Annotated in this window: 20 protein-coding genes; 14 read left to right on the top strand and 6 right to left on the bottom strand. The window is 64.5% G+C overall.

Going from position 1 to position 24,269, the window contains the following annotated elements:
* Window positions 1-56: 56 nt before the first annotated feature.
* Genes ACSMXN_RS18895 through ACSMXN_RS18880 form a run of 4 tightly spaced genes read left to right on the top strand, consistent with a single transcriptional unit; the run spans window position 57 to window position 4,260 of the window.
* Window positions 57-1,382 carry a cell division protein PerM gene (locus ACSMXN_RS18895; RefSeq protein WP_022913870.1) on the top strand — a complete coding sequence of 442 codons (1,326 nt, stop codon included), beginning with the start codon at window positions 57-59 and terminating at the stop codon, window positions 1,380-1,382.
* Complete coding sequence (gene purN, locus ACSMXN_RS18890; RefSeq protein WP_022913869.1) at window positions 1,348-1,974, top strand: phosphoribosylglycinamide formyltransferase; 627 nt, start codon at window positions 1,348-1,350, stop codon at window positions 1,972-1,974. Before ACSMXN_RS18895 ends, purN begins: the two co-directional genes overlap by 35 nt.
* The gene (gene purH, locus ACSMXN_RS18885) at window positions 1,971-3,578 is read left to right on the top strand and encodes a bifunctional phosphoribosylaminoimidazolecarboxamide formyltransferase/IMP cyclohydrolase (RefSeq protein WP_022913868.1); all 1,608 of its coding nucleotides are present in this window, start codon (window positions 1,971-1,973) and stop codon (window positions 3,576-3,578) included. The genes purN and purH overlap by 4 nt, the downstream gene beginning before the upstream one ends.
* Window positions 3,579-3,594: 16 nt before the next feature.
* Window positions 3,595-4,260, top strand: coding sequence for a pentapeptide repeat-containing protein (locus tag ACSMXN_RS18880; RefSeq protein WP_022913867.1), 666 nt, complete (start codon window positions 3,595-3,597; stop codon window positions 4,258-4,260).
* A gap of 31 nt (window positions 4,261-4,291) precedes the next feature.
* Here the strand turns inward: ACSMXN_RS18880 and ACSMXN_RS18875 are convergent, their stop codons facing one another.
* Window positions 4,292-5,302 (bottom strand): DUF4241 domain-containing protein, encoded by a 1,011-nt coding sequence (locus ACSMXN_RS18875; RefSeq protein ID WP_022913866.1) that lies wholly within the window; start codon window positions 5,300-5,302, stop codon window positions 4,292-4,294.
* Window positions 5,303-5,381: 79 nt separating this feature from the next.
* Between ACSMXN_RS18875 and ACSMXN_RS18870 the strand changes: the two genes are divergently transcribed.
* The 6 genes from ACSMXN_RS18870 (at window position 5,382) to ACSMXN_RS18845 (ending at window position 10,028) form a co-directional block, all read left to right on the top strand.
* On the top strand, window positions 5,382-6,251 hold the full coding sequence (locus ACSMXN_RS18870; RefSeq protein ID WP_022913865.1) for a bifunctional methylenetetrahydrofolate dehydrogenase/methenyltetrahydrofolate cyclohydrolase: 870 nt from the start codon (window positions 5,382-5,384) through the stop codon (window positions 6,249-6,251).
* A gap of 11 nt (window positions 6,252-6,262) precedes the next feature.
* Window positions 6,263-6,547 carry a DUF3017 domain-containing protein gene (locus ACSMXN_RS18865; protein ID WP_022913864.1) on the top strand — a complete coding sequence of 95 codons (285 nt, stop codon included), beginning with the start codon at window positions 6,263-6,265 and terminating at the stop codon, window positions 6,545-6,547.
* Between the two features lie 86 nt (window positions 6,548-6,633).
* Complete coding sequence (locus ACSMXN_RS18860) at window positions 6,634-7,620, top strand: malate dehydrogenase (RefSeq protein WP_022913863.1); 987 nt, start codon at window positions 6,634-6,636, stop codon at window positions 7,618-7,620.
* A gap of 223 nt (window positions 7,621-7,843) precedes the next feature.
* A complete protein-coding gene (locus ACSMXN_RS18855) occupies window positions 7,844-8,170 on the top strand; it encodes a twin-arginine translocation signal domain-containing protein (protein ID WP_022913861.1) in 327 nt (108 codons plus the stop codon).
* 2 nt (window positions 8,171-8,172) lie between these two features.
* Window positions 8,173-9,588, top strand: a complete 1,416-nt coding sequence (locus ACSMXN_RS18850; protein WP_022913860.1) for a DUF4331 domain-containing protein — start codon at window positions 8,173-8,175, stop codon at window positions 9,586-9,588.
* Window positions 9,585-10,028 (top strand): hypothetical protein, encoded by a 444-nt coding sequence (locus tag ACSMXN_RS18845; protein ID WP_022913859.1) that lies wholly within the window; start codon window positions 9,585-9,587, stop codon window positions 10,026-10,028. The genes ACSMXN_RS18850 and ACSMXN_RS18845 overlap by 4 nt, the downstream gene beginning before the upstream one ends.
* 91 nt (window positions 10,029-10,119) lie before the next feature.
* Here the strand turns inward: ACSMXN_RS18845 and ACSMXN_RS18840 are convergent, their stop codons facing one another.
* Window positions 10,120-12,045, bottom strand: coding sequence for an NAD-binding protein (locus tag ACSMXN_RS18840; RefSeq protein ID WP_022913858.1), 1,926 nt, complete (start codon window positions 12,043-12,045; stop codon window positions 10,120-10,122).
* Window positions 12,046-12,105: 60 nt separating this feature from the next.
* Entirely contained in the window at window positions 12,106-13,857 is a 1,752-nt protein-coding gene (locus ACSMXN_RS18835; protein ID WP_022913857.1) for a DUF885 domain-containing protein, read from the bottom strand.
* 135 nt (window positions 13,858-13,992) lie between these two features.
* On the opposite strand from ACSMXN_RS18835, the gene ACSMXN_RS18830 reads away from it, so the two are divergent.
* The 3 genes from ACSMXN_RS18830 (at window position 13,993) to ACSMXN_RS18820 (ending at window position 17,324) form a co-directional block, all read left to right on the top strand.
* Window positions 13,993-15,207, top strand: coding sequence for an NADP-dependent isocitrate dehydrogenase (locus ACSMXN_RS18830; protein WP_022913856.1), 1,215 nt, complete (start codon window positions 13,993-13,995; stop codon window positions 15,205-15,207).
* Window positions 15,208-15,328: 121 nt separating this feature from the next.
* Window positions 15,329-16,408 carry an alpha/beta fold hydrolase gene (locus ACSMXN_RS18825; RefSeq protein WP_022913855.1) on the top strand — a complete coding sequence of 360 codons (1,080 nt, stop codon included), beginning with the start codon at window positions 15,329-15,331 and terminating at the stop codon, window positions 16,406-16,408.
* A gap of 112 nt (window positions 16,409-16,520) precedes the next feature.
* Window positions 16,521-17,324 carry an exodeoxyribonuclease III gene (locus tag ACSMXN_RS18820; RefSeq protein WP_022913854.1) on the top strand — a complete coding sequence of 268 codons (804 nt, stop codon included), beginning with the start codon at window positions 16,521-16,523 and terminating at the stop codon, window positions 17,322-17,324.
* 314 nt (window positions 17,325-17,638) lie between these two features.
* Here the strand turns inward: ACSMXN_RS18820 and ACSMXN_RS18815 are convergent, their stop codons facing one another.
* Both ACSMXN_RS18815 and ACSMXN_RS18810 read right to left on the bottom strand, forming a co-directional pair.
* Window positions 17,639-20,635, bottom strand: a complete 2,997-nt coding sequence (locus ACSMXN_RS18815) for an AAA family ATPase (RefSeq protein ID WP_022913852.1) — start codon at window positions 20,633-20,635, stop codon at window positions 17,639-17,641.
* Complete coding sequence (locus ACSMXN_RS18810) at window positions 20,635-21,813, bottom strand: metallophosphoesterase family protein (protein ID WP_022913851.1); 1,179 nt, start codon at window positions 21,811-21,813, stop codon at window positions 20,635-20,637. Before ACSMXN_RS18810 ends, ACSMXN_RS18815 begins: the two co-directional genes overlap by 1 nt.
* Before the next feature lie 103 nt (window positions 21,814-21,916).
* Between ACSMXN_RS18810 and ACSMXN_RS18805 the strand changes: the two genes are divergently transcribed.
* On the top strand, window positions 21,917-22,909 hold the full coding sequence (locus ACSMXN_RS18805) for an aldo/keto reductase (RefSeq protein ID WP_027139575.1): 993 nt from the start codon (window positions 21,917-21,919) through the stop codon (window positions 22,907-22,909).
* A 45-nt stretch (window positions 22,910-22,954) separates the two neighbouring features.
* Here ACSMXN_RS18805 and ACSMXN_RS18800 read toward each other — a convergent pair whose 3' ends face one another.
* Window positions 22,955-24,223 carry a D-arabinono-1,4-lactone oxidase gene (locus ACSMXN_RS18800; protein ID WP_196811329.1) on the bottom strand — a complete coding sequence of 423 codons (1,269 nt, stop codon included), beginning with the start codon at window positions 24,221-24,223 and terminating at the stop codon, window positions 22,955-22,957.
* Between the last annotated feature and the right edge of the window lie 46 nt (window positions 24,224-24,269).

The raw sequence follows: 24,269 nt of genomic DNA, 5'->3' as shown, positions 1-24,269 counted from the left end.
TGCTTCGCGCGGCGCGCCTGGCCGGTAATGCCAGCCGTCTTTGCGAGCCTAGGACGATGGCTGCCGAAGACGACTACCCGCCGGGCTGGTTGACCCAGTTCAGGCGGGGCGTCGTCAGCGGCTTTGTGCTGCTGATCGTCGCGGTTCTCATCATGACAATCCCGGTTTCGCTGGCCTGGCTGGCCCCCGGCGCGGACTCCACTTCGGCAGGTCATGCCCTCAAGGCCGCGGTCCTGATCACCGTCGCAGGCAATCACGGTGGCTTGGTGCTTGACGGGACTCGGGTGACCCTGACGCCACTGCTGGTGACCATGCTGTTGGCCTGGCTCGTGCTCAATCAGGCCCGGCGACAAGAGACCGACAACGGTTTCGCCGGGCTCGTCTGCGGCTATACGGCCGCGAACGCGATTGCGGCGCATTGGTCTGCACTCGGCACGACCCGGGTCGAAGCGGGGCGATCGTCGCTCGCTGCCTGCGGCTTCATCCTCGTTGTGGGCGGCGCGGCCCGCTACCTGCCACCACGCTGGCACGCGCTTTCGCAACGATGGCGTCAAGTCGGCGTCGGTGCACTCGGCATCACGGCTGTCTATGCGTTTGCGGCATCGCTTCTGGCCGCAGGTGCCCTGGCCATGCACCTGCACGGGGCCGCGCATCAGCAGGCAACGCTGGCGACCGGGGCTGGTGGCCTGCCCGTCGCATTTGTCGGCATCGCAGGCATACCGAATGCGGTGCTGTCCGGAGTCGGGTACCTCGCCGGGCCCGGATTCACGGTCGGCAGCCATACGTCGATATCGATCCTGTCCGCGACGCATGGCCCGCTTCCGGTGTTTCCACTGCTCGCGGCAGTCCCATCGGGTGGTCCGGCGATCTGGCTCGGCACCACGATCGGCGCAGCGACCGCACTGGCTGCCGGTTTCGTCGCCGCCCGCCTGGTCGGCCATCGGTTGGTCGACGCTCTGTTCTCGGCGCTGCTGGCCGGATTCGGCGTGGCCGTCCTGTGCACGCTCGCCGGGGGCAGCCTGGGACCTGGTTCGTTGAATCATGTCGGTTCGATCGGTTGGCAGGTCGGATCGGCACTAGCCGTTCTCTCCGCGACCGCCTCATCGATCTGGGTCGGCGCGAACGCCTTGCGGCAGAGGTCGGCACCCTCGGCTGAAAATGGCTCGTCCGAACCGGCCCCGGTGGAGGACCGGCTCACCGAGGTAAGTCCCGCTGAAATTGTCGAGGTGGCCAAGGTTGCCAAGATGGCCCAGGAGGCGAAGGTAGCCAAGGTCGCCCAGGTGGCCCAAAACGCCGGTTCGGCGCAGCCATCCGATGCCGGCGACCCGGCTGCTTCGGCCAGATCGGATGGGGAGCCGCGCCGGTTACGCAGCACCGGGTAGATTTCTGCTCGTGCCCGCACGGCTGCTCGTCCTCGCGTCCGGATCTGGGACCACCCTGCAGGCCGTCCTCGACGCCGTAGCCGAGCCGGGCTTTCCAGCGGTCATCGTTGCCGCGGGTACCGATCGACCCGGATGCCAGGCGATGAAGCGGGCCGCGGACGCAGGCGTTGCGACCTTCGCTGTCGCGCTCGGCGATTTCGAGAATCGGGCCGACTGGGACCAAGCCCTGCTCGAGACGATCACCGCGTTCGAACCGGACTTGGTGGTTTTGGCCGGATTCATGAGGGTCATCGCCGGCGAGACCGTGCAGCGCTTCAAGATGGTGAATACCCATCCGTCGCTACTGCCCTCGTTTCCGGGCGCGCACGCAATATCGGACGCGCTGACCCACGGTGTGAAGATCACCGGTGTCACCGTTCACCGGGTCGACGCCGGTCTCGACTCGGGGCCGATCCTGGCTCAGGTTGCGGTCCCGGTGCTCGACGACGACACCGAAGACACCCTGCGCGCCCGTATCCAGGAAGCTGAGAAGCCTTTGTTCATAGACACAATCCGTACTCTGTGTATCTCGATTGAGGAGTCCTCCGCGTGACCCGTATTGCCGTTCGACGTGCCCTGGTAAGCGTCTATGACAAGTCCGGACTCGAAGAGCTCGCCCGTGGACTGGATGCAGCGGGAGTCGAGATCGTCTCGACCGGCTCGACTGCCGCCAAAATTGCCGAGCTCGGGGTTCCGGTCACTCCGGTGGATTCGGTGACCGGGTTCCCCGAGATTCTCGGTGGCCGGGTGAAGACCCTGCATCCCCATGTGCACGCTGGACTGCTTGCCGATCAGGGCAATCCCGAACACTTGTCGACGGTGGCCGACCTTGGAATCGATACCTTCCAACTGGTCATCGTGAACCTGTACCCGTTCCGCGAGACGGTGGCCTCGGGCGCGGCTCCGGACGAGATCGTCGAGCAGATCGACATCGGCGGCCCCGCTATGGTTCGTGCCTCGGCGAAGAATCACGGCTCCGTCGCCGTGGTGGTAAGCCCGTCGTCCTATCCAGAGGTATTGGCCGCGGTCTCCTCCGGTGGCTTCGAGTTGGCGGAACGGCAGCGACTGGCAGGTCAGGCCTACGCCCACACAGCGGCCTACGACGCCGCAGTGGCGAACTGGTTCGGTGCTCAGACCATTGCCGCCGACACGGCCGCTGCGCGGTCAGCTGCGTCGAGCGAGGCAGACAGCGCCGCCGAGGCGGAGCACCGCTGGCCGCCGTACGTCGGCCAGGCCCTCGAGCGTGCAGAGGTGTTGCGCTACGGCGAGAACCCGCATCAGGCGGCGGCACTCTACGTCCAGCAAGGTGCGGAGGCGGGTATCGCCCAGGCCGAGCAGCTGCATGGCAAGGCCATGAGTTTCAACAACTACGTCGACGGTGACGCCGCTTATCGCGCCGCCTATGACTTTTCCCAGCCGTGCGTTGCCATCATCAAGCACGCCAACCCGTGTGGCATCGCGGTCGGCTCTACGATCGCCGAGGCCCATCTCAAGGCGCACGCCTGTGACCCGGTATCGGCGTACGGCGGTGTCATCGCCACGAACAGGCCGGTGACCGTGGCGCTCGCCGAGCAGGTGAAGGACATTTTCACCGAGGTGATCATCGCTCCCGCCTTCGACGAGGACGCTCTCGAGGTGCTGTCCAAGAAAGCGAATCTGCGCCTGCTCGTGGCAGCCGGGCCTCGCCCGACCGGAACCGAGATCCGCCCCATCTCCGGCGGTGTTTTGATGCAGGACGCGGACGCCATCGACGCTCCCGGCGACGACCCGTTGAACTGGACGCTCGCCACCGGAAAGGCGCTGGACAGCGCTGGGCTGGCTGAATTGGAGTTCGCCTGGCGCGCGGTTCGCGCCGTCAAGTCCAACGCGATCTTGCTTGCCAGTGATGGCGCGTCAGTCGGAGTGGGCATGGGCCAGGTCAATCGCGTCGACTCGGCCCGGCTGGCGGTTGCTCGGGCCGGCGAACGGGCCAATGGCTCCTACGCAGCCTCCGATGCGTTTTTCCCTTTCCCTGATGGGCTTCAGCTTTTGATCGACGCCGGGGTGACAGCGGTCGTGCAGCCCGGCGGGTCGATTCGTGACGACCTGGCGATCGAGGCCGCTGCGGCTGCGGGCGTCACGATGTACTTCACCGGCACCCGGCACTTCGCCCACTGATGCACTTCGCCCACTGATGACAGTCACCGGAGCGCCCGATTGGTTTGCCGAAGTCATAGGCAGAGCAACCGAAAGCGCTGAACAAACCGGTGAATTGGCAGTTCGCGACGAGGACTTCGCCGGCACCGATCTGCAAGGGGTTGAACTCGACCGGGTGGCGTTCGTGCGGTGCTCATTCGAAGAAGCGATTCTTGCCGAGTCGGTGAGTACCGGATGTTCTTTTACTGACTGCACATTCGACCGTGCCGAATTGATCGGGTCGTCACACGTCCGGTCCGCGTTTGTCGCGTGCTCCTTCAACCGCACTCATTTCGCTCGCTGCGCTCTGTCCGACTGCAAGTTCTCCGGCTCGGTCTTCACTGACACGACCTTGCGAACGGTGACCATCAGCGCCGGTGACTGGAGCGGGGTATCGCTGGCCGGCATTGACTTGCGGGGCCTGGACTTCTCCGATGCGAAACTTGTCGGCGCCAACCTGATCGGGGCGAAGCTCGACCGGTCGGTGTTCAGCCGGGCCAACCTCACCGGAGTTCGTTGGAACGGCGCGTCCCTGCGGGATGCAGATCTGCGGGGTGCGCTGATCGAGGGGTTGGACCCGCGCGTCGTCGACCTGGGTGGTACCCGGGTCGAGGTTGGTCAAGCGGTTGCCCTGGCCGAATACCTCGGCCTTCGGATTGGCTGATCGAATTTTAGGTTTTGCTGCCGGGCTTTCGTCAGTGTCGACCGAAGATGCGGGCCCAAAAACCTGGTTTGCGAGGCGGCGGATGCAACGCTGCGGCTGCCTCCTCGGCGGAGATCCGGCCTGCGTAGTCGGCGTGATCGTGCAGTTGGGGGGCGGCCGCGGTATCGGCGCCAGTAGCGGGCGTATGCGTGGCGCTCAGCAGCGGCGCCGGCTCGGTAGAGCCCGGTCGAACGGTTGGATCGCCTTGCTCCCATGGGTCGCTGAACAGCATGAAATCGGTCAAGGCCAGCAGCGGGCCGGTCCCGTCGGCACTGTCGGCACTGTCGGCACTGTCGGCACTGTCGGCATAGCCGAACCAGGTCGGGTACGTGCCGTCACCCCATCCGCTGTGGAACGCAGCGACGGCGAGGCCGCCATCCTGGTCCCCGCTGGGCACGGCGACGGCCGCTCCATGCGGGCTGAGATCGATCGCCTGCGACAACGGATCTTCGAGCATCCCGGCGTCCGCCTTCATGGCAGCACACAGCGGGACCAACGCGTCCGGGCTGGCGAAGCAGCCGGTGCCGGCGTCGACTCCGTAGCCGAGAAACTCCCCGACCGCCAAGGGCTGTTCGGAAATCGGACCGGTGCGACCTAGTTCCCACCGGGTGATCGGATCGGAATTCGCGTCTGAGAAGACGATCACTGCAGCAAGCACTCGGGTGTGGCCCGGCGCGATCGTGGCGATCGCGGCGGCGACCGGGTACGTCCCGGCTTGCGCCGTCTGGACGAACGGCGGCTGATCGGTTGCCACCAGATACGGGTCGCAGGCCACCAGCCGGCCGTCGGGCAACGGGATGGACCCGAGCGCCTCGACGCTGACCGCGCGAGGCTGGGGCGCAGGCGAGCCGTCGGCGGCATCGTCGGCCCGCTGGTCGAGGATGGCGTTATCGAGTATGGCCCGGTAGAGCCAACTGGGATGTTCTTGCTGCCATTGCTGCGCAGACTCGACCGTGCTGGTCAGCACAACCGTGCACCGGGGCAACGAGAGTGCATCCACCATGGCTCGACCCTAGACCGGCTGTGACGGTCTGTGGGCGGTTCTGCCGGCCCGGCTCAGCCGAACTGGCAAGATGAGATGTGTGACAGCGACGACCCTGGACGGCAAGGCCACTTTGGCGACGATCAAGCTTGAGCTAAAGGCGCGGGTGGCTGCGCTAGCCGAACGCGGCGTCGTAGCAGGGTTGGGGACGATCCTGGTCGGCGACGATCCGGGCAGCAAGTGGTACGTCGCCGCCAAACACAAGGACTGCGCCGAGATCGACATCGCCAGCATCCAGCGTGAGCTGCCCGCCGGTACGACTCAGGCCGAGGTAGAAGCCGTCGTCGATGAGCTCAACGCCGATCCCTCCTGTACCGCCTTTCTGGTCCAGCAGCCGACGGGGCTTGATGAGTTCGCGATCCTGAGTCGGGTCGATCCGGTCAAGGACGTCGACGGCCTGCATCCGGTCAACCTGGGTTCGCTGGTTCTTGGCCACCTCGCGCCGCTGCCGTGTACGCCGATGGGCATCGTCGAACTTCTGCGCCGCTTCGACGTCCCGATAGCGGGCGCCCATGCAGTCATCGTCGGTCGGGGTATCACGGTTGGCCGTCCGCTCGGGCTATTGCTGACCCGCCGGTCGGAGAACGCGACGGTGACGCTGTGTCATACCGGTACCCGTGACTTGGCTGGGCTGGTACGGCAGGCAGACATCGTCGTGGCTGCCGCCGGCGTGCCGAACCTGATCACCGCGGACATGGTCAAGCCAGGCGCGGCCGTCCTCGACGTCGGTGTGAGCAGGGTCGACGGCAAGATCGCTGGAGATGTCGCGGCCGACGTTGCCGAGGTCGCGGGGCATGTCGCGCCAAATCCAGGCGGTGTCGGCCCGATGACTCGCGCGATGTTGTTGACCAACGTCGTGGCTGCCGCCGAACGACTGGCCGCTTCAGCCGGTTCAGCGGCCGTCAGCTGAGCGGGTCGATCGTGGTCAGGTGGCTGCACGCCCAGGATCTGCGCGAGACTCCGTTTCTGATTGTCCTGCTCATCGAGGCGGCCGCGATATTTTCGGCGCTTGCCGCACCTCAACACTGGCTGCGAGCGGTGGCAACGATGACCATAGGCCTGGTGATCGCTGGCTTGTTTCGGCTCATGCTGAGCGATGGTCAAGCCGGAATGCTGCGGGTACGGGGTCGATCGTTCGACGTTGCCTGCTACTGGACGTTCGCCGCGCTCGCCCTTGCGTTCGCGTTGAAATTGTCAGAACGCTGAGGCGAATCCACCTGGCTTGGTGAGCGTGCTCTCGTTCTCGGCGACATCCGGATCAGGTCTTCTCGATCGGCGGTAATCTGCCTGACATGACGACTCCCGTGAATGTCACAGTGACCGGTGCGGCCGGTCAGATCGGTTATGCACTGCTCTTCCGGATCGCTTCCGGACAACTGCTCGGTCCGGATGTTGCGGTGCGGCTGCGGTTGCTGGAGATCACCCCGGCTCTCAAGGCCGCAGAAGGCACTGCCATGGAACTCGATGATTGCGCGTTCCCGCTGCTGGCCGGCATCGATATCTTCGATGACGCGGTCAAGGCCTTCGACGGCACGAACGTCGGGCTGTTGGTCGGCGCCCGCCCACGCACCGCGGGGATGGAACGCGGTGACCTGCTGTCGGCGAACGGCGGCATCTTCAAGCCCCAGGGCGAGGCCATCAACGCCGGCGCTGCCGACGACGTCCGGATTCTGGTCGTCGGAAACCCGGCGAACACCAACGCCCTGATCGCGGCCTCCCACGCACCGGACGTGCCGAAGGACCGCTTCACGGCGATGATGCGGCTCGACCACAACCGGGCGCTGTCGCAGCTCGCGGCCAAGACCGGCACCACGGTGAACGAGATCTCCAAGGTCACCATCTGGGGTAATCACTCCGCAACGCAGTACCCGGACATCTTGAATGCCGAGATCAGCGGCAAGAATGCTGCCGAGGTGGTCAACGACCAGGCGTGGATCGAGAGCGAATTCATTCCCACCGTGGCCAAGCGTGGCGCAGCCATCATCGAGGCCCGAGGCGCGTCGTCGGCGGCGTCGGCGGCAAATGCGGCGATCGATCACGTGTATGACTGGGTGAACGGCACGCCTGCCGGCAGCTGGACGTCGGTCGGCCTCGTCTCGGACGGCTCCTACGGCATCCCCGCAGGCATCATCGCCGGGTTCCCAGCCCGTTCGGTGAACGGTTCATGGGAGATCGTCCAGGGCCTGCCCATCAACGACTTCGCCCGGGCGCGGATCGATGCCTCGGTAGCTGAACTGGTCGGCGAGCGAGACGCCGTGAAGGAACTCGGCCTCATCTGATCGGCTAGCCACCGCTCAACTTCGTCCAACCTCGTCCAACCTCGTCCAACCTCGAGGGTTGGTATACCCCTGGGTCGCTATGGCGGCTTGGGGGTATACCAACCCTTTTGTGCTTTGGTGGCTTGTCCATTTGCTCAAAATTCACAGTAACTTCACGATCCGGCAGATCGAGCAGGACGAATAGCAGGCATCCAGTACTTCCACTTTCGGAAAGGACTGCACCATGTCCGATGCCACCCGACGGAACTTCCTGATTGCCACCGGGGCGGGCGCGGCAGCTGCCGGAATCGTCGCCTCCGTGCCAGCGCTCGCCGGATCGAAGTCAGGTAAGTCTGCCAAGACCGGTTCGCCCGGCCAGCCCGAAGCGCTCACCACGCCGTCCGACGCCGCGCCGCTCGTCGCGCACATCTCTGATCCGAGCACCGGAGAGGTATCCGTGCTTTCCGGTGACCGCGAGGTGATCGTTCGCGATCACGACCTCGTAGCCCGGCTGACCCGCGCGGCGCAGGGCGACAGCGACCACGCCAGCCGTGCCGGCAAGGAGGTCTGAGGATGTCCTCCCATCGCGAAGCGCCTGAGATCTCTAAGGATCCGGTCGCCGACAATACCGACGTCTATGCCTTCGTCAGCCCCGACCGGCCGAACACCGTTACCCTGATTGCCAACTTCATACCGCTTCAGCAGCCCAGCGGCGGCCCGAACTTCTTCGAGTTCGGCGACGACGTCCTGTACGAGATTCATATTTCCAACGCTGGTGATGCTCGGGCAGATGTGAGCTACCAATTCCGGTTCAACACCCAGATCCGGAACAAGAACACCTTTCTCTACAACACCGGTCCGATCGCGTCGATCACCGATGCCAACTGGAACCGTCCGCAGTTCTACTCGGTCACTCGAGTCACCAGAGGACGCGACCACGGCTGGGACTGGGACCGTGGTGCAGGCAGCGGCAAGGTGCTGGCAGCGGGGCTGACCGTGCCACCGGTCAACGTAGGCGTCCGCAGTACCCCCAACTACGCGAACACCTTTACCCAGGCAGCCATTCACGACATCGGGGGCGGCCGCCGGGTATTCGCCGGTCAGCGAGCCGAGGGGTTCCACGTCGACCTCGGCAGCATCTTCGACCTGGGCGTGTTGCGGCCCTTCGAGATGGCGCACCTGATCCCGTCCGCGGCGGCAGTCGGTGTCAACGGTACCCAGGGTTTGAATGTGCACAGCATTGCCATTCAGGTACCGATGAGCGATGTTGCCCGGGGTGGCAAGCAGCCGCACGACGTCTTGAACGCGGCATCCGTCATCGGGGTGTGGGCGACCGCCAGCCGACGTAAGTCGCGCATCTACGATGCGCGCAATGGACAATCGACGAGCTTCGGGCCTTACCAGCAGGTATCGCGACTCGGAAACCCCTTGTTCAACGAGGTAATCGTGCCGATGGCGTCGAAGGACCTGTGGAACTCGCAAGATCCGCACTCGGACGGCTCGTTCGCGAAATACGTGACGAAGCCCGAGTTGGGTGGCCTGCTTCCGGTGTTGTACCCCGGCGTATTCGTCAATCTCGGTACGTACACCAAGCCGCGGGCCGATCTTCAGGCGATCCTGCTGACTGGCCTGCCGACCCCGGTGTTGAAGGTATTCCAGAACTACACCGGCCCGGTGCTGTCTGACATGTTGCGGCTGAACCTGGCCGTACCCCCTTCGAAGGCACCGAGCGAGCTCGGGATCCTCGGCGGCGACTTTGCCGGCTTTCCCAACGGTCGTCGGGTAATCGACGATGTGGTCGCGATCGAATTGCGAGCCATCGCCGGGGCGACCATCCCGCTGGTCGACCCGTCGTACACCCCTGATGCTGCGTCGGCGGGCCTCAACGACGGCACCAGCAACACCAATTCGCCGTATCTGGATTCGTTTCCCTACCTCGGTACACCCGCTGGTGGCTACCAGTCCCTGCCCGGGACTCCGGTCGTATGACCACGCTCCGGTTGCCCGTGGACGAGCGGTCAGCGGGGGAGGCGCCGTTGCAGCATGCGGTCGAACATAGTGCATCACAGCGCAGTGAGGAGAACAGCTACGCCGGTCAGGGATCGGTTCTGCTCGATATCGGCGGGGATATCGGTGCTCTGGTAGTCACGATGCCGGCTGAATTGGAGGGCCACGAAATCGAGATTCGCCCGCTAACGAAAGCATTCGTCGATCGTCATATCCATCACGACCACCCTCACACGGAGCACGCTCATCTCGTACATGTTGGAGTGCTCGGTCGGCCGGCGAACGGCAACGTGCACTATTCGGCGGTCTTCGCAGAACTGCGCGAAGGAGTGTACGAGCTCTACCTGCGACCGGCCGGCGCGGTGCAGTTGACCGTGCGAGTGAAAGGCGGTCAGGTCACCGAAGCGGTCTGGCCCATCTAGCAGTCTGCTGACCCAGGCGAATCGTGTAACGCCCGGCATCGATACGGTGCCGAGCGTTACACGATTCGTGGGAATTCGGGGGAAAGCGAGGTCAGGCGCCGTGTTCGCGTCGTAGCACCTGCAGTAGCTCGTCGTAGCGGCCCACCAGGTATGCTTGATCGCCGGCAGCGAATCGGGTGTCGCGCCGCGGTGGGTGTTCCAGCGGGCCAACAGGGCCGATCGAGCCAATGGAGCCAAGCGGGCTGAGCGGCCCGCCAGCTCCGAGCGATCCGGCAGAAGCGCTCTGCTTACCCGGTGCGGATGTACCGCCGGCGGCTCCGATCAAAGCCTGCTCTGCGGCGGTCCGGCCAACCATCCGACTGATCGCGATCACCCGGATCCGCTCGTTCAGATCGCTCATCGGACGCCCCGCCAGGCCGCCACCGGCGTGCACGGTCAGCATGCCGACCAGAAACGGTTGCCCTTCGACGTAAAAGGTATTGAGAATTGTCAGGCCGAGCGCGGCACCTACGAACCAGGGTGCAGCCAGAGCTGACGTCGAGCGCACGTGCCGGAATCCGAAATTCCGCTCGATGGTCGAGGCAAGCTGACGATCGAAGACGCGCAGCACCACCGGCACCTCCGTCCGCCGATCGCCCAGCAGATCGTCAACGGCGAGGCCGGTCTCGATGTTTGCCAGGTCATTGCTCGTCAACACCGCAACCGAACTTGCGGTCTCCAAGTTCGCGGCATGAAGATTCTGCCGAAGGGTCGAATCCCCGATGATGACTGGGACTCCCATCTCACGAGCCGTCGTCAGGTAGCGGTTCTGCTCGTCGCGTTCCAACACGACAACGTCCCGGTCCTCGGCGCGAAGTTGCTCGAGCACGCGCAGGCCGACCGACCCGAGGCCGATGAGAATGACATGGCCACGCATGCCGGTTGCCCGACGCCGTCCAGCGGTGGCCGACATCCGACGGGTGATGAGCAGATCTGTCAGGCGGGCATACAAGATCGTCACCAGCGTGGCGCCCAGGATCATCAGCAGAATGGCCCACAACCGGAGCCAGGTGTGCTGATGGGCGAAGTAGAAATCGCCGAAGCCGACCGTGGTCAGCGTTTCCACCGTGAAGTAGGTCGCGTCAACGACCCCCATCCGATTGTTCTCCGGGCCGTCGTAGTTCATCATCAGCAGCACGATCGACAGCACGCCGACCCCGCCGAGGGCCAGCAGCGAAAGCCAGAAAGCGCGCTCGATGTCACCGAGCATCGTCCGGGCGAGCAGCCAGCCATGTTGCAGGGCGCGAACCGGCCTGATGTCCTCTGCCGGGGATACCAAACCGGCCGTCCCAGGCGCTTCGCCCGTGCGGCGCTGGGCAAAGTCCTGCGCCGAGCCGATCAGGGTCACCCGGTCGCCGGGGTGGACGACCAGATCGCGGCCCGGGCACGCGATCAAATCGCCACCATCGACTGGGACGACAGCGATGGGGGCCAGATCGCCGAACGCGCTCCGCAGGTTCGCCGGGTGCTCCACGAGCCGCTCGGTCACCTGAAAACTCTCCCCGCCGAGCACGAGTTCGTGCACCCGGCGACGCTGGGTCGCCTCGACGAAGGAGGGCGCAGCCAATGCCGCCGCGTCGAGCACGCTGCCTGGTCCCGTCAGGCGGGACACTGCCCGGCCGACCGCGGCGTTGGTCAGTTGTACGACGAGCCGGAGCTCAGGGACGCGTTCACGAGCCAGCAATGCCACCTCGAGGTTGTCGAGGTCGTGGTCGGCAACGCAGATCAGGGCAGCGGCCGTTGTTATTCCGGCTTCGGTCAAGACGCTGTTCCGCCGTGCGTCGCCCGGCAGCAACTCGACACCGAGTGCGGCGACGATCCGTTTCAGCCTCGCATCCGTACCGTCGTCGATAACCAGCACGCGCTCGCCGGCAGCGTGCAGTTGTTCGACGATGCGAAGGCCGACGTCGTTCAGTCCGCACACGATCACATGTCCGGCCAGGTCCGCCGCCAACTCATCGGTGAGGGGTTGGGTCACGGGCGGAGTCTGGCAGTCGCCTGAGCCTGCTGGGTTTCGACGAGGTTGCAATTTCGACCCTCAGAGCTCGTCGAGCACCGCCGCGCGCAGTACGTCCAGCCCGACGCTGCCGATATCGAGGGCATTGCGGTGAAACGTCTTGAGGTCGAAGGTGTCGCCGTCGCGGGCCTTCACATCGTCACGCAGCCCGAGCCAGTACCGCTCACCGATCTTGTACGACGGCGCCTGGCCGGGCCAGCCGAGATACCGGTCCAGCTCGAAACGTCGCCCGGGCTCAGGCATCATGCTGTGTGCCGAGAGCAGCCGCCAGGCCTTTTCGTAAGTCCATGCGCCACCACCGACCTCGCCGGGCGCCTCGAAACCGCAATGCACTCCGATATCGATGACGACTCTGGCGGCCCGCAGCGATTGACCGTCCAGCAGACCCAGAAAATCCCCCGGATCCTGCATGAAGCCCAGGTCAGCCATCAACCATTCCGCGTACAAGGCCCAGCCCTCGCCGTGCCCGGACGTCCAGGATGCCAATCGCCGCCAGCTGTTGAGCAGTTCGCGCCGGTAGGCCGTTTGAGCCACCTGCAGGTGGTGGCCTGGGACACCCTCGTGATAGACGGTAGTTCGCTCAAGCCAGGTCGAGAAGTCGGTGACACCAGCAGGCACGGACCACCACATTCGTCCCGGGCGAGAGAAGTCCTCCGACGGCCCGGTGTAATAGATCGCCCCGGTGTGAGTAGGCGCAATCCGGCATTCCAGCGTTCGAATCGGCTCCGGAATGTCGAAATGGGTGTCGGCCAGGGCTGCGACCGCCTCGTCGGACGTTTCCTGCATCCACGCCTGCAAGGCAGCGGTGCCCGCCAGCTTGCGGGCCGGGTCACTATCGAGATGGGCAGCAGCTTCGGCCACCGAAGCTCCCGGCAGCACCTTCCGGGCCGTCTCGATCGCTAACTGACTTATGCGGGTCAGCTCGTCGATTCCCCACGCGTAGGTCTCCTCCAGATCGATGGTTGCGCCCAGAAACTCGCGGGAGAAGAGCTGATACCGATCCCGTCCGACGGGGTCGCTGTCCGGTGCCTGGCCCAGCAGCTCGTCCGCGAGAAAGTCGGTCAGCTGTTGGTAGCCGTCTTGTGCGGCGGCAGCGCCGGTGCTGAGGGCACGCCGTACCGACTGCGGCAATTCGCCCGCGACTGGGCTGCCCGCGGCTGGGCTGCCCGCGGCTGGGCTGCCCGCGGTTGGGGCGCTCCCAAGTGCAGTCCCGATGAACTGCTCGAAGAAGCCGTTCGGTCCGAGGTTGTCCTGGCACTGGAGGATGCAGGCCTTGATCTGGCGTTGGGGCCTCACGTCACCGTGGCTTGCCGCAAGCCGGAGGGACGAGATGTAGCCGGCGATCGCGGTCGGAATCGCGGACAGCCTGATGCCGATCTCTGCCCAGTCATCACTCGTTGCCGTGGGCATCAGGTCGAAGACATTCCGCAGACTCTGAACCGGGCTGGCGATGTTCTTCAGGTCAGACAAGTCAACTCCCGCCTCGTGCAGTTGCCGCTGCAGCACGAGACGTTCGTTCATGGCGAGCACGGTGACTCTGTCGACATCGTCTACGGGTACCAGGGCGCTGAGCTCGATCAGGGACTCTTCGGCCAGCGCGTCCCGCGCCGCCAGGCCGTCCGGTGACAGATCGGGCAACTCGGTGTTGTAGCCGGAGAGGCCGATATAGGTGGCCATCATCGGGTCGAGGGCAGCTTGCCTGCTGAGAAATCGCTCCGCGAACTCGTCGATGGGGGTGGCGGCCCGGGCCGCGTCGTCGGCGTTGGCTGTCATGAGTTGCAAACTAGCCTCCGCGCGTCACGGCGGTGGTCTCTGTGACGTTTCCCGCCGCGACCCCAGCTGCTGAAATCGCGGACGAAGCAGGTCAGTAGTCTGCCCGTAACAGAGGTAGCGGCAGAGAGGCTGTAGATGTCCAAGATCAAGGTGGTAGGCACCGTCGTCGAGCTTGACGGCGACGAAATGACGCGCATCATCTGGCAATTCATCAAAGACCGTCTGATCCATCCGTACCTGGATGTGAACTTGGACTATTACGACCTCGGCATCGAACACCGCGACGAGACCGATGACCAGGTCACGATCGATGCGGCAAACGCCATCAAGCGGCACGGGGTCGGCGTCAAGTGCGCCACGATCACCCCCGACGAGGCGCGCGTCGAGGAGTTCGGGCTCAAGAGCATGTGGAAATCGCCAAACGGCACGATTCGTAACATTCTGGGTGGCGTCATCTTCCGTGAGCCGATCATCATGTCGAACGTGCCGCGGTTGGTGCCGGGCTGGACGAAGCCGATCGTCGTCGGGCGCCACGCCTTCGGTGACCAGTACCGCGCGACCGACCTCAAGGTTCCGGGCGAGGGCACGCTCACGCTGACGTTCACACCGAAGGACGGCAGCGCGCCGACCGAGCTCAACGTCTTCGAGTTCCCCGGCCCTGGCGTCGCGCTGGCGATGTACAACCTGGACGCGTCGATCCGCGATTTCGCGCGCGCCTCGATGAACTACGGCCTGCAGCGCAACTACCCGGTTTACCTGTCGACAAAGAACACGATCCTCAAGGGCTACGACGGTCGGTTCAAGGACATCTTCGAAGAGATCTTCGAGTCAGAGTTCAAGGCCGACTTCGAAGCCGCTGGGCTGACCTACGAACACCGCCTCATCGACGACATGGTCGCCTCGGCGTTGAAGTGGGAGGGCGGCTACGTCTGGGCCTGCAAGAACTACGACGGTGACGTCCAGTCCGACATCGTGGCTCAGGGCTTCGGTTCACTCGGCCTGATGACCTCGGTGTTGGCTACCCCGGACGGCCAGACTGTTGAAGCCGAGGCCGCACACGGGACGGTCACCCGGCACTACCGCGAGCACCAGAAGGGCAACCCGACCTCGACCAACCCGATCGCGTCGATCTTTGCCTGGACGCGTGGGCTGGCACACCGGGGCAAGCTCGACAACACCCCGGAGGTGACCGAGTTCGCCGAGACGCTCGAGCGGGTGTGCATCGAGACGGTCGAGGGCGGTCAGATGACCAAGGACCTAGCCCTGTTGATCTCCAAGGACACTCCGTGGTTGACCACGGAGGACTTCCTCGCAGCGATCGACGCCAATCTGCAGAAGGCGATGGCCTAGTCACTGCCGACGAGGCCGGGCAAGTCGGCCGGGTATCTGGTAAGTCGGCCGGGTATCTGGCAAGTCAACAACGCAACATGGACGAAACCCGTTGGGTTCAGCAGCCGCCTACCGTCTGCCTATGGCAAGGGACGCCGTACCGCCGGAGCGCACGTCGGCTTCGCGTACGGCGCCCCTGCGGCAACTACCTCGGGCGGCGACGTTGTCGACCGTCGGGCCTGAGGTAGAAGTCCGCAGCCGTGTCATCCACGGTTATCGCCGGGTGTTCCGGGTCGCCGGCCAGGGGCCGCCGCTGCTCCTGATCCACGGAATCGGAGACAGCTCGAGTACCTGGCTGCCGGTGATGTCCGAGCTCGCTCGCAATCACCTCGTGATCGCTCCGGACCTGCTCGGCCACGGCCAATCCGACAAACCGCGGGCGGACTACTCCGTCGCCGCCTACGCCAACGGTATGCGTGATCTGCTGGGCACCCTCGGGGTTGACCGGGTAAGCCTGGTCGGTCATTCGCTTGGCGGCGGAGTAGCGATGCAGTTTGCGTATCAGTTTCCTGAACGTACTGAGCGTCTCGCGTTGGTCAGTACCGGAGGAATTGGACGCGGCGTCAACCCGGTGCTGCGGTTGGTATCCATACCGGGTGCCGATCTGGCACTGGCCGCATTGCGCTTGCCCGGGGCGCGATTTCGGACGGCTGCGGTGGTAAAGGCATTGCAATTCCTCGATACTGGCCTCGGCCAGGACGCGCCCGATCTGATGCGGCTCGTCGATGCGCTACCTGATGCGTATGCGCGGTCAGCCTTCATCCGCACGTTGCGGGCGGTCGTGGATTGGCGGGGCCAGGTTGTCACGATGCTTGACCGCTGCTACCTCGCCAAGGGCATGCCCACGCTGCTCGTCTGGGGGTCGCGGGACCGGGTGGTGCCGGTCGAGCACGCCCACCGCGCCCATGCGGCGATGCCTGGTAGCCGACTCGAGATCGTCGACGGCGCCGGTCACTTTCCGTTCCACGCCGAGCCCGACCGGTTTGTCCGAGTCCTGGAAGACTTCTTGGCGAGGACGAAGGCTGCGCACTGGAGTCTCGAGCAGTGGCGCGAATTGCTGCGCTCTGGCCGTCCGATCGCTGACGCGCAACATCTCAGCGACGGCACGACCCCGACGGCGTACTCGCAGCTGCAGGCATCCAGCGAACGAAGCGCGACCTGATCTTGGTGATCCGACGGCGATCGAGGGTGGCGAGGCCCTTGCGCTGCTCGGTCCCGGACGCCCTTCTAGACTGAGCGCCGGGGCCACTTTCGCCAGTCAGTTGGGATGATTCGTGTTTTCGGTTGTGTCGGCAAATGTCAACGGGATCCGGGCGGCCCACCGGCGTGGTGGGCTGCGCTGGCTCGCAGCGCTGGACGCCGATGTGCTGTGCCTGCAGGAGGTGCGCGCCGATGACACGCAACTGCTTGCCGTACTCGCCGAATCCGGGCTCGCTCACTATCACGCCGTGCATGCCTCGGCAGACGTGTCAGGACGGGCAGGGGTGGCAGTCCTGTCGCGCAACGTTCCCCTCGCTACCCGCGCCGGGTTACCGGGTTTCAACGATGCCGGCCGCTGGGTCGAGGCTGATATCGAGACCGAGCACGGCGTGCTGACCGCGATCTCGACCTACGTTCACACCGGAGAAGCCGGCACCGAGAAGCAGGACGAGAAGTACCGCTTTCTCGATGCGATGACTACCCGAATGGGCGAGCTGACGGCGAGGGCGGCAGCAGGCAACGGTGAAGCGGTCGTGACAGGCGATCTGAATGTCGCCCACCGGCAAGAGGATCTGAAGAATTGGAAGGGCAATCGTGGCAAGTCTGGTTTTCTGCCGGACGAGCAAGCCTACTTCGACCGGTGGTTCGCCAACGGTCTGACCGATCTCGGCCGCCGGCACGCGGGCGATGGTCCCGGCCCGTACACCTGGTGGTCCTGGCGCGGTAAGGCCTTCGATACCGACACCGGCTGGCGCATCGATTACCAGATCGCCACTGCGGGCCTGGCGGCTCGGCTGCTCAAGGTCGAGGTCGGCCGGGCCTCGACGTACGCCGAACGGTGGAGCGACCACGCCGCCGTGACAGCCTGGTTCAGCTGACGTGCTGCTTCAGCTGACGTGCTGCTTCAGCTGACGTGCTGCTTCAGCGGACGTGCCCGGCCGGCCGCCACCGAGCGGGAGTGGCGGCCAGCCGGGGTACATATCATTGCGGCTACCGACGCAATGACGTTCGTGCGATGTCTCGACCAGAAGCTGATTGTTCGAACCGAGGCTGATTGCTGCTAAGTAGCGTCGACCCGGCAGCTGTCACGAAGCTGTCTAAAGGCCAAGTTCTGCTAAAGAGCTCATGCAACTCGCTCACCAGCGGGGACACCGCCACCTTTAGTAGGCACCTTCCGCGGGGCAGCTGGGCCTTAGGCGAGGACGGTGAGCCTGGACGAGCCGTCAGCGTTGTGGCGAATCTCGATGCGTTCGGCGATTCGTGACTTCATCTCCGCGACGTGGCTGACCACGCCGACCGTGCGACCTGCGGCGCGCAACGAATCGAGTACTCCAAGTACTTCGTCGAGCACCTCGGGGTCGAGCGAACCGAAACCCTCGTCGATGAAAAGGGTTCCGAGGTCGACACCGCCGGCTTCGGCTCGAACCACATCAGCCAGGCCGAGCGCCAGCGACAGCGAAACGTAGAAAGTCTCGCCACCGGAGAGCGTTCCCGGATCGCGAGGACGGCCGGTGTGCAGATCCAAAACCGTCAAGCCCAAGCCTGACTTGGCGTTTCCGCTGCGAGCGTCGCTGTGTTGGAGCTCGTAACGCCCACCCGAGACCCGGCGTAGTTGAGTGTTGGCCGCACTCACCACCTCGGCAAATCGCCTGATGAGAGCGTAGGTCGTGAGCTCCATCTTGAGCTGGTTGTCGCCTGATCCCGCGGCGAGATTGCCAAGCCGAATGATTGGAGCTGTTTCGATCAGGACTTGTGAGCCTGCGGCCAGCGCCTTGTCGATCGCATGAGCGTGCCGGGTAGCACCCTCGAGCCGATCGCGAGCCGAACCGCTGAGCGCTGCATGTTCGGCTTCGATTCGTTCGGATTCTGCCAGCGCGGCGACGAGCGGTTCGAGGTCCGGAATTGCGTTGTCCAAGGCCCGGTCCAGCAACTCCGGATCGACCAATTGTGAATGAACGCCGGCCCATTCGTCGTCAAAGGCTTTGATGGTGATGCGCAAACCACTGACTTCATCGTCCGAGCGGCGTGCTGCCAAACAGTCAGCTTCTGCTGCGAAACCTGCTGCTGCCAAGGCTTGCTGGAAGCCCGCGCCGCATTCGAGGGCATGTGCATCGGCCGTGGACAACGACTGGGCGGCCGCAGCCGCCATTTCGAGATCGTTGACCTGCGCTTGAAGCGAATCCCTTCGCTCGGCGACCGAGCGGTAGCTCGCGCGCACCTGCTCGAGTTGGCGGCTATCGTCGGCGATTTTGGTTTCGAGGGCAGCGGCGCGCTCGACCAGGCTGGCGCGACCGATTTCGGCGGTACTGACGTGTTCGGCGATCACCGTCGATCGTGATTCGGCGTCCGAGATTTGGCTGTCAAGTTCATCGCAACGCTGCGCGGCGCCGGCGGCCGCCTGCAGCGCCGCATTGAGTTCATCGACCTTGATCTGGGCTTGATCGGGACTGAGCTGATCTGCGATGTATTGCAACTCGGCGATCTCAGCCTCTTGTTTGGCCAGCTGTTCCTGCGCGGCTTGCATCGCGACACGTAGCCGCTTGGACTCGGCCTCGGCTCGGTCCAGGTCGTCCTGTCCGACGTCGTGTTTGCCTGGTCGTGCCGGTTGCGGGTGCTCGGCAGAGCCACATACGACGCACGGATAGCCATCGGCGAGCTGTTGGCCGAGTTCGCCTGCAACACTCGCTCGCCACGACAAGCGCATCAAGGCCAGCGATTGCTCTTTTTGTTCCCAGGCGGCGTGTGCGGCGAGGGTGATCTGACGATCCTGAGAGAGAGTGACAGCCGCGGCGGTGGCGCGGACGGAGGCTGCGAGCCGGTCTGCGGCGCGGTCGGCCTCGGCCGCCAGTGAGGGCTGGCGTGCGGCGTCCGCCGCGAATGCCGAGCGCTGCGCACGGTATTGGGACAAGAGCTCCGGTAGGTGCTCGAGTTCGGCTCGTGCCTCGACTAGCTGGTCGGCGATCCTTTCGGCTTCGAGCAAGGTCTCAGAAAGGGCCACCTGCAGGCGCGGCAGCCGGTTCTCACGCTCGATGTCAGCGGCCAACTCGCCGACATGGCCGCGTGCGAGGGCCGCCCGCTCGCGCAGCTCGGCCTCGGCCGCTGCTTTCAGCTCTGCGGGTAACGAAGATCTGGCGCTGGTGTCGGCGATCTGCGCGTCGTCGGACCTCGCTATCGCCATCGCCAGTGACGTTGCTGCGGATTCGACTCGTCTTGCCCGTTCAGCGGCATCGAGCTCATCACGGCGGGCCGAAATCGCGTCCAGGCCGACGGCGAGCTGATCACGTCGGGCGGCGAGCTCGGCTCGTTTCGTCTGGCGACGCAATAGATCTCGTGCTGAATCGAGGGCGTGCTGGGCACGTATGCGGGATCTCGATGCCTTGGCCGTGGTCGCAGCCGCGGCCTTCGCGGCTGCCGCCAGCTCGGTGAGTGCCGAGTCGATCAGAAGCTTGAGACCATCAGAATCACCATGCTCGATGAGCAAATCGGCTCTGTCAGCAGTGTCGACGGCGGCGCCTGACGCCCCTACAAAAGCTTGCACCGTCTTACCTATCGCGGCGGTGGTGCTTGCCCGCCTAACCTCCGCGGCCCGCCGCCCTTCGACGAGACGTTGCTGGGTACGAGACAGCACCTCGGTGCCGAACAGTTTTTGCAGCAAGGCACGCTTGTCGTCGGTTTTGGACTTGAGAAAGGTAGCGAATTCACCCTGCGGCAGCACGACAGTCTGGACGAACTGCTCGTGGCTGAGGCCGATCGCTCGGGTGATTTCGTCGTCTGCCTCCGAGATTCGAGTTGAGAGCGGCTCGCCGCTCGATCGGTCGTCCGGAGTATTCAGGCGCCAGATCTTGACCGTGGCATTGACTGGGGTGCTCCCAGTGCCTTTCTTCTTCGGTCGTTCGAAACTCGGGGTGCGCCGGATTCGATAGATGCCACCTTGCGTTTCGAAGACGAGCTCCACCACCGGCTCAGCGGCCGGATCGGCGTGATGGGATCGAAGCCGCTCGCGGTGCGCACCGGTCTGAGCCACCTTGCCGTAAAGGGCGAATGAAATTGCATCGATGACCGTGGACTTACCCGAGCCGGTGGGGCCCTCGAGTAAGAACAGGCCGCTGCCCCCCAACCGGGAAAAGTCGATGTCAACCTGACCCGCGAACGGGCCGATCGCGCTCATGCTCATGCGGTGCAGCTGCATCAGACTCGGCGCGCCTCGGTTGCGGTGTCGGCCAACGCGTCTCGGTAAGCCTGCTCGAACAGCTCGAGTTCGGAACCGTCGGCGGACAGGCCTGTGACGTGCTCGATGAAGTCTGCTCCGAGTTCGCGCGGCGAGCGTTCAGCGGCGAGTTCAAGCGGACGCTGACCCGGATCACCTGCGCCCGTCGGGACGTGGAATACCTGTAAGACGTGCGGAAAGCTGGACTTGACGCGGTCGAACATCTGGTCGGGTCTCGAACTATCGGTAACCGTGACACGTACCCAGCTGGCTGCGTGCTGGGAGTGCTGAGGATCACCGGTCAGCTCTGCCAATGGCCCGACGAGATCAACCATCTCACGTGGCTGATGCAGGTCGATCACCGTGGTGTCGACCGAACCCGCAGCGTTGAGGTCGACGAGAGTGACTGATTTTGTGTGGGTGCGTTCGGAGAACGAATATCTCATCGGCGACCCGCTGTACCGCAGCACGGCTGAAGAATTCGTACTGAGTTGCTGGGCGCCGTGCAGGTGGCCCAATGCCACGTAGTCGACGCCGTCGAAGGTATCGGCGCTGACATGGTCGACCCCGCCGACGACGATTGGCCTTTCACTGTCGCAGGGCGCACCGCCGACGACAAACGCATGTGCCATGACGATCGCTCGGGTACCTGGCGCGCGCCCGGCCAGATCTGCACGGACAAGGTCCATCGCGGCGGAGGTGACAGCCTGGTGGGATCGAGGAAGCAGATCGTCACCGGTACCCAATGCCGACCGCGCCACGTCAGGGTCGAGATAGGGAAGCGGATAGATCGCGACGTCGCCCAAGATGACCGGTGTACCGATCGAGGCCAGCGAGGTCTGAACTTGCAGTCGGTCGGTGAACAGCTCGGAACCGAAGCCTAGGCGGATCGCCGAATCGTGATTGCCCGCCGTGACGACGACCGTGGTGTGCGAGGTGAGCGCGGTGAGCGTCTCTGCGAACAGGCTGATCGCCTCGACAGGCGGCACAGCCCGATCGTAGATATCGCCAGCTACCAAGACGGCGTCGATCGGCACGCCACCGACTGGGTGGCGTACGAGCTCGACAATCTGACGCAGCACGGCCCGCTGGGCATCGAGCAGGTCAACGCCGTGCAGCGTGCGACCCAGATGCCAGTCGGAAGTGTGCAGAAACCGCATACCTGAAAGTTACAAGTGCCCTACGACAGAAAAGCTGTATCGCTCGAAATCCTGCCCCTGCGTGTCGTATCGAACCCCGACGGAGCAGGATGGCAGGGTGACTATCGAGCTCCGAAGTGCCTCCCGATTGCCCTACGACCTGTCTGTGATCGGGCTCGGGACGTGGCAGCTCGGCGGGGACTGGGGCCACGTGGAGAGCAGCACCGCAACCGAGATCTTGGCCGCAGCCAGTGACGCGGGCGTGACCCTGTTCGACACCGCTGACGTCTACGGCGACGGGCGCAGCGAGCAGACGATCGGCGCATTCCTACGCCAACACCCCGACATCGCGGCGCACACGACCGTTTTCACGAAGATGGGTCGGCGGGTAGAGCAGCTGCCGGAAAACTACGTGCTGGCGAATTTTCGCGGCTGGATCGACCGGTCGCGCCAAAACCTCGGCGTCGAAACCCTCGATCTGGTTCAGCTGCATACCCCGCCGACGGCGGTGTTCAGCTCAGCCGAGGTCTTCGACGCACTGGATACCCTGGTCACCGAGCAACGGATCGCCGCATACGGCGTCAGCGTGGAGACCTGCGACCAGGCACTGACTGCAATATCACGGCCTGGTGTGGCCAGTGTCCAGATCATCCTCAACGCCTTCCGGCAGAAACCGCTCGAGCAGGTGCTGCCGGCGGCGATCGAGGCAGGTGTGGCGATCGTTGCCCGAGTGCCGCTTGCTTCGGGATTGCTCAGCGGGCGATTCAATCGGTCCACCACCTTCAGTCCGGACGATCATCGTCAGTTCAACCGCCACGGCGAAGCCTTCGATGTGGGCGAGACCTTCGCAGGTGTGCCCTTCGAAGCGGGCGTCGACGCCGCCGTCCGGTTCAGCGCGATCGCTGCCGAGGCCGGAGTCTCACCGGCCCACCTCGCGCTGCGCTGGATCATTGATCAGCCCGGCGTCACCACGGTGATACCCGGAGCCAGTTCAGTAGCGCAAGTAAAGGCAAATGCCGCAGCGATTGAAGTGGTGCCACTGAGCCAATCCGCGCGGGTCGCCATCAAGGAGCTCTACGACGAGCAGCTGCGCCCGCTCGTGCACGACAAATGGTAGCCACCAGCCACGAGCCACGAGCCACGAGTTGGGAAAGGCAGCTTCTCAAAGAACATAGGTCTGCAAGAACTCATTGCTGAACTTGCCCGCCGGATCATATTCAGCTGCCAAGGCAGCAAAGTCCGCTCGGTGTTCATACATCGCCCGCACTCGCTCTGGGGCGATTGTGAAGACCTTGCCCCAGTGGGGTCGGGCATCTAGCGGAGCCAGTGCAGCCTCGATGGCCGGTAACAGCGCCCGCACCCGTTCGGTGTCGGCGATCCACGTGAAGTGTACGGCGAACGAATCCCGCTGATAACTCGGGCTCAGCCACAAATCATCAGCGGCGATAGTACGAAACTCGCTTACCATCAACAGCGGGGCCAGCCGCGCGGCCAGCGGTCGAAGCGCTACGAGTGCGGCGCCGGCATTCTCGCGCGGCAGGAGATACTCGGTTTGAATTTCATGACCGTTGCTCGGGACGAAGTCGAGCCGAAAGTGAGGCAGGCGTTCATGCCACGGCCCGGCAACACCCAGCTGCTGGGTAGCACTGACCGGGTCCTGCCCGAGAATCGGATGTTGTGCGGCCGTCGCGAGGCTGCCGCTGAAGAACTCGGTCGGAGCCTGCGTGCTTGCCGTGGTCGCGTCGACCCTGCGTTTCAACCAAGCCTGATCGAAACCTCGACTCCAATTGGTGAACAGGCTGACGCTGTAGGCGGCGCCGAAGATCTCGGGCAGGTTCTCGACCACGGTTTCGAATGGAAGATCCAGATAGACGTCCTGCCTGAGCTGATACGCGGGGACGACGGCAAGAGTCAAGGCAGTAACGACGCCGAGTGCGCCCATGCTGACCACGGCACCAGCGAACTCCTCGGGATTTGCCGCGCGGCTCAGTCTTACGGCCTCGCCATCGGCTCGTATGAAGTCGATCGCTCGCACCGCGCTCGGCAAGTTGCCGTTCGCATCGCCTGAACCGTGGGTGCCGGTGGCACAGGCCCCTGCCACCGAGATGTGCGGAAGCGAGCCGAGGTTGTGCAAGGCGTAACCGGCGTCGTTGAGAACCGTCGCCAGCTCGCCGTACCTGACACCGCCGCCGACCTCAACCGTCAAGGCGCTCTCGTCGATTACTACCGGATGTTCGAGGTTGCGGACGGCCACGAGCTCACCGCTTGTGTCCGCTACGTCGCTGAACGAATGCCTGCTGCCCAGAGCTCGTATCCGTGGGCTGGCGGCGACACGCTCCTGCAGCTCGGCCAGCGTTGTGGGCGCTACGAGCCCCGTCGTCCGGTATGTGACCGTGCCCGCCCAATTTCGTTCAGGTTCGCCCATGGACATCATTCTTGACCCCTCGCGTCAGATTCACCGGCGCCGGGGCCGAGTT

Source organism: Parajatrophihabitans canadensis (assembly GCF_053764775.1).
This window is presented reverse-complemented; position numbering and strand designations above follow the sequence as displayed.

Coding starts and splice junctions, on each gene's coding strand:
- ACSMXN_RS18895 (WP_022913870.1), top strand. CDS start 57: ATGGCTGCCGAAGACGACTACCCGCCGGGCTGGTTGACCCAGTTCAGG.
- purN (WP_022913869.1), top strand. CDS start 1,348: ATGGGGAGCCGCGCCGGTTACGCAGCACCGGGTAGATTTCTGCTCGTG.
- ACSMXN_RS18880 (WP_022913867.1), top strand. CDS start 3,595: ATGACAGTCACCGGAGCGCCCGATTGGTTTGCCGAAGTCATAGGCAGA.
- ACSMXN_RS18875 (WP_022913866.1), bottom strand. CDS start 5,302: ATGGTGGATGCACTCTCGTTGCCCCGGTGCACGGTTGTGCTGACCAGC.
- ACSMXN_RS18860 (WP_022913863.1), top strand. CDS start 6,634: ATGACGACTCCCGTGAATGTCACAGTGACCGGTGCGGCCGGTCAGATC.
- ACSMXN_RS18855 (WP_022913861.1), top strand. CDS start 7,844: ATGTCCGATGCCACCCGACGGAACTTCCTGATTGCCACCGGGGCGGGC.
- ACSMXN_RS18850 (WP_022913860.1), top strand. CDS start 8,173: ATGTCCTCCCATCGCGAAGCGCCTGAGATCTCTAAGGATCCGGTCGCC.
- ACSMXN_RS18845 (WP_022913859.1), top strand. CDS start 9,585: ATGACCACGCTCCGGTTGCCCGTGGACGAGCGGTCAGCGGGGGAGGCG.
- ACSMXN_RS18835 (WP_022913857.1), bottom strand. CDS start 13,857: ATGACAGCCAACGCCGACGACGCGGCCCGGGCCGCCACCCCCATCGAC.
- ACSMXN_RS18830 (WP_022913856.1), top strand. CDS start 13,993: ATGTCCAAGATCAAGGTGGTAGGCACCGTCGTCGAGCTTGACGGCGAC.
- ACSMXN_RS18825 (WP_022913855.1), top strand. CDS start 15,329: ATGGCAAGGGACGCCGTACCGCCGGAGCGCACGTCGGCTTCGCGTACG.
- ACSMXN_RS18815 (WP_022913852.1), bottom strand. CDS start 20,635: ATGCAGCTGCACCGCATGAGCATGAGCGCGATCGGCCCGTTCGCGGGT.
- ACSMXN_RS18810 (WP_022913851.1), bottom strand. CDS start 21,813: ATGCGGTTTCTGCACACTTCCGACTGGCATCTGGGTCGCACGCTGCAC.
- ACSMXN_RS18800 (WP_196811329.1), bottom strand. CDS start 24,223: ATGTCCATGGGCGAACCTGAACGAAATTGGGCGGGCACGGTCACATAC.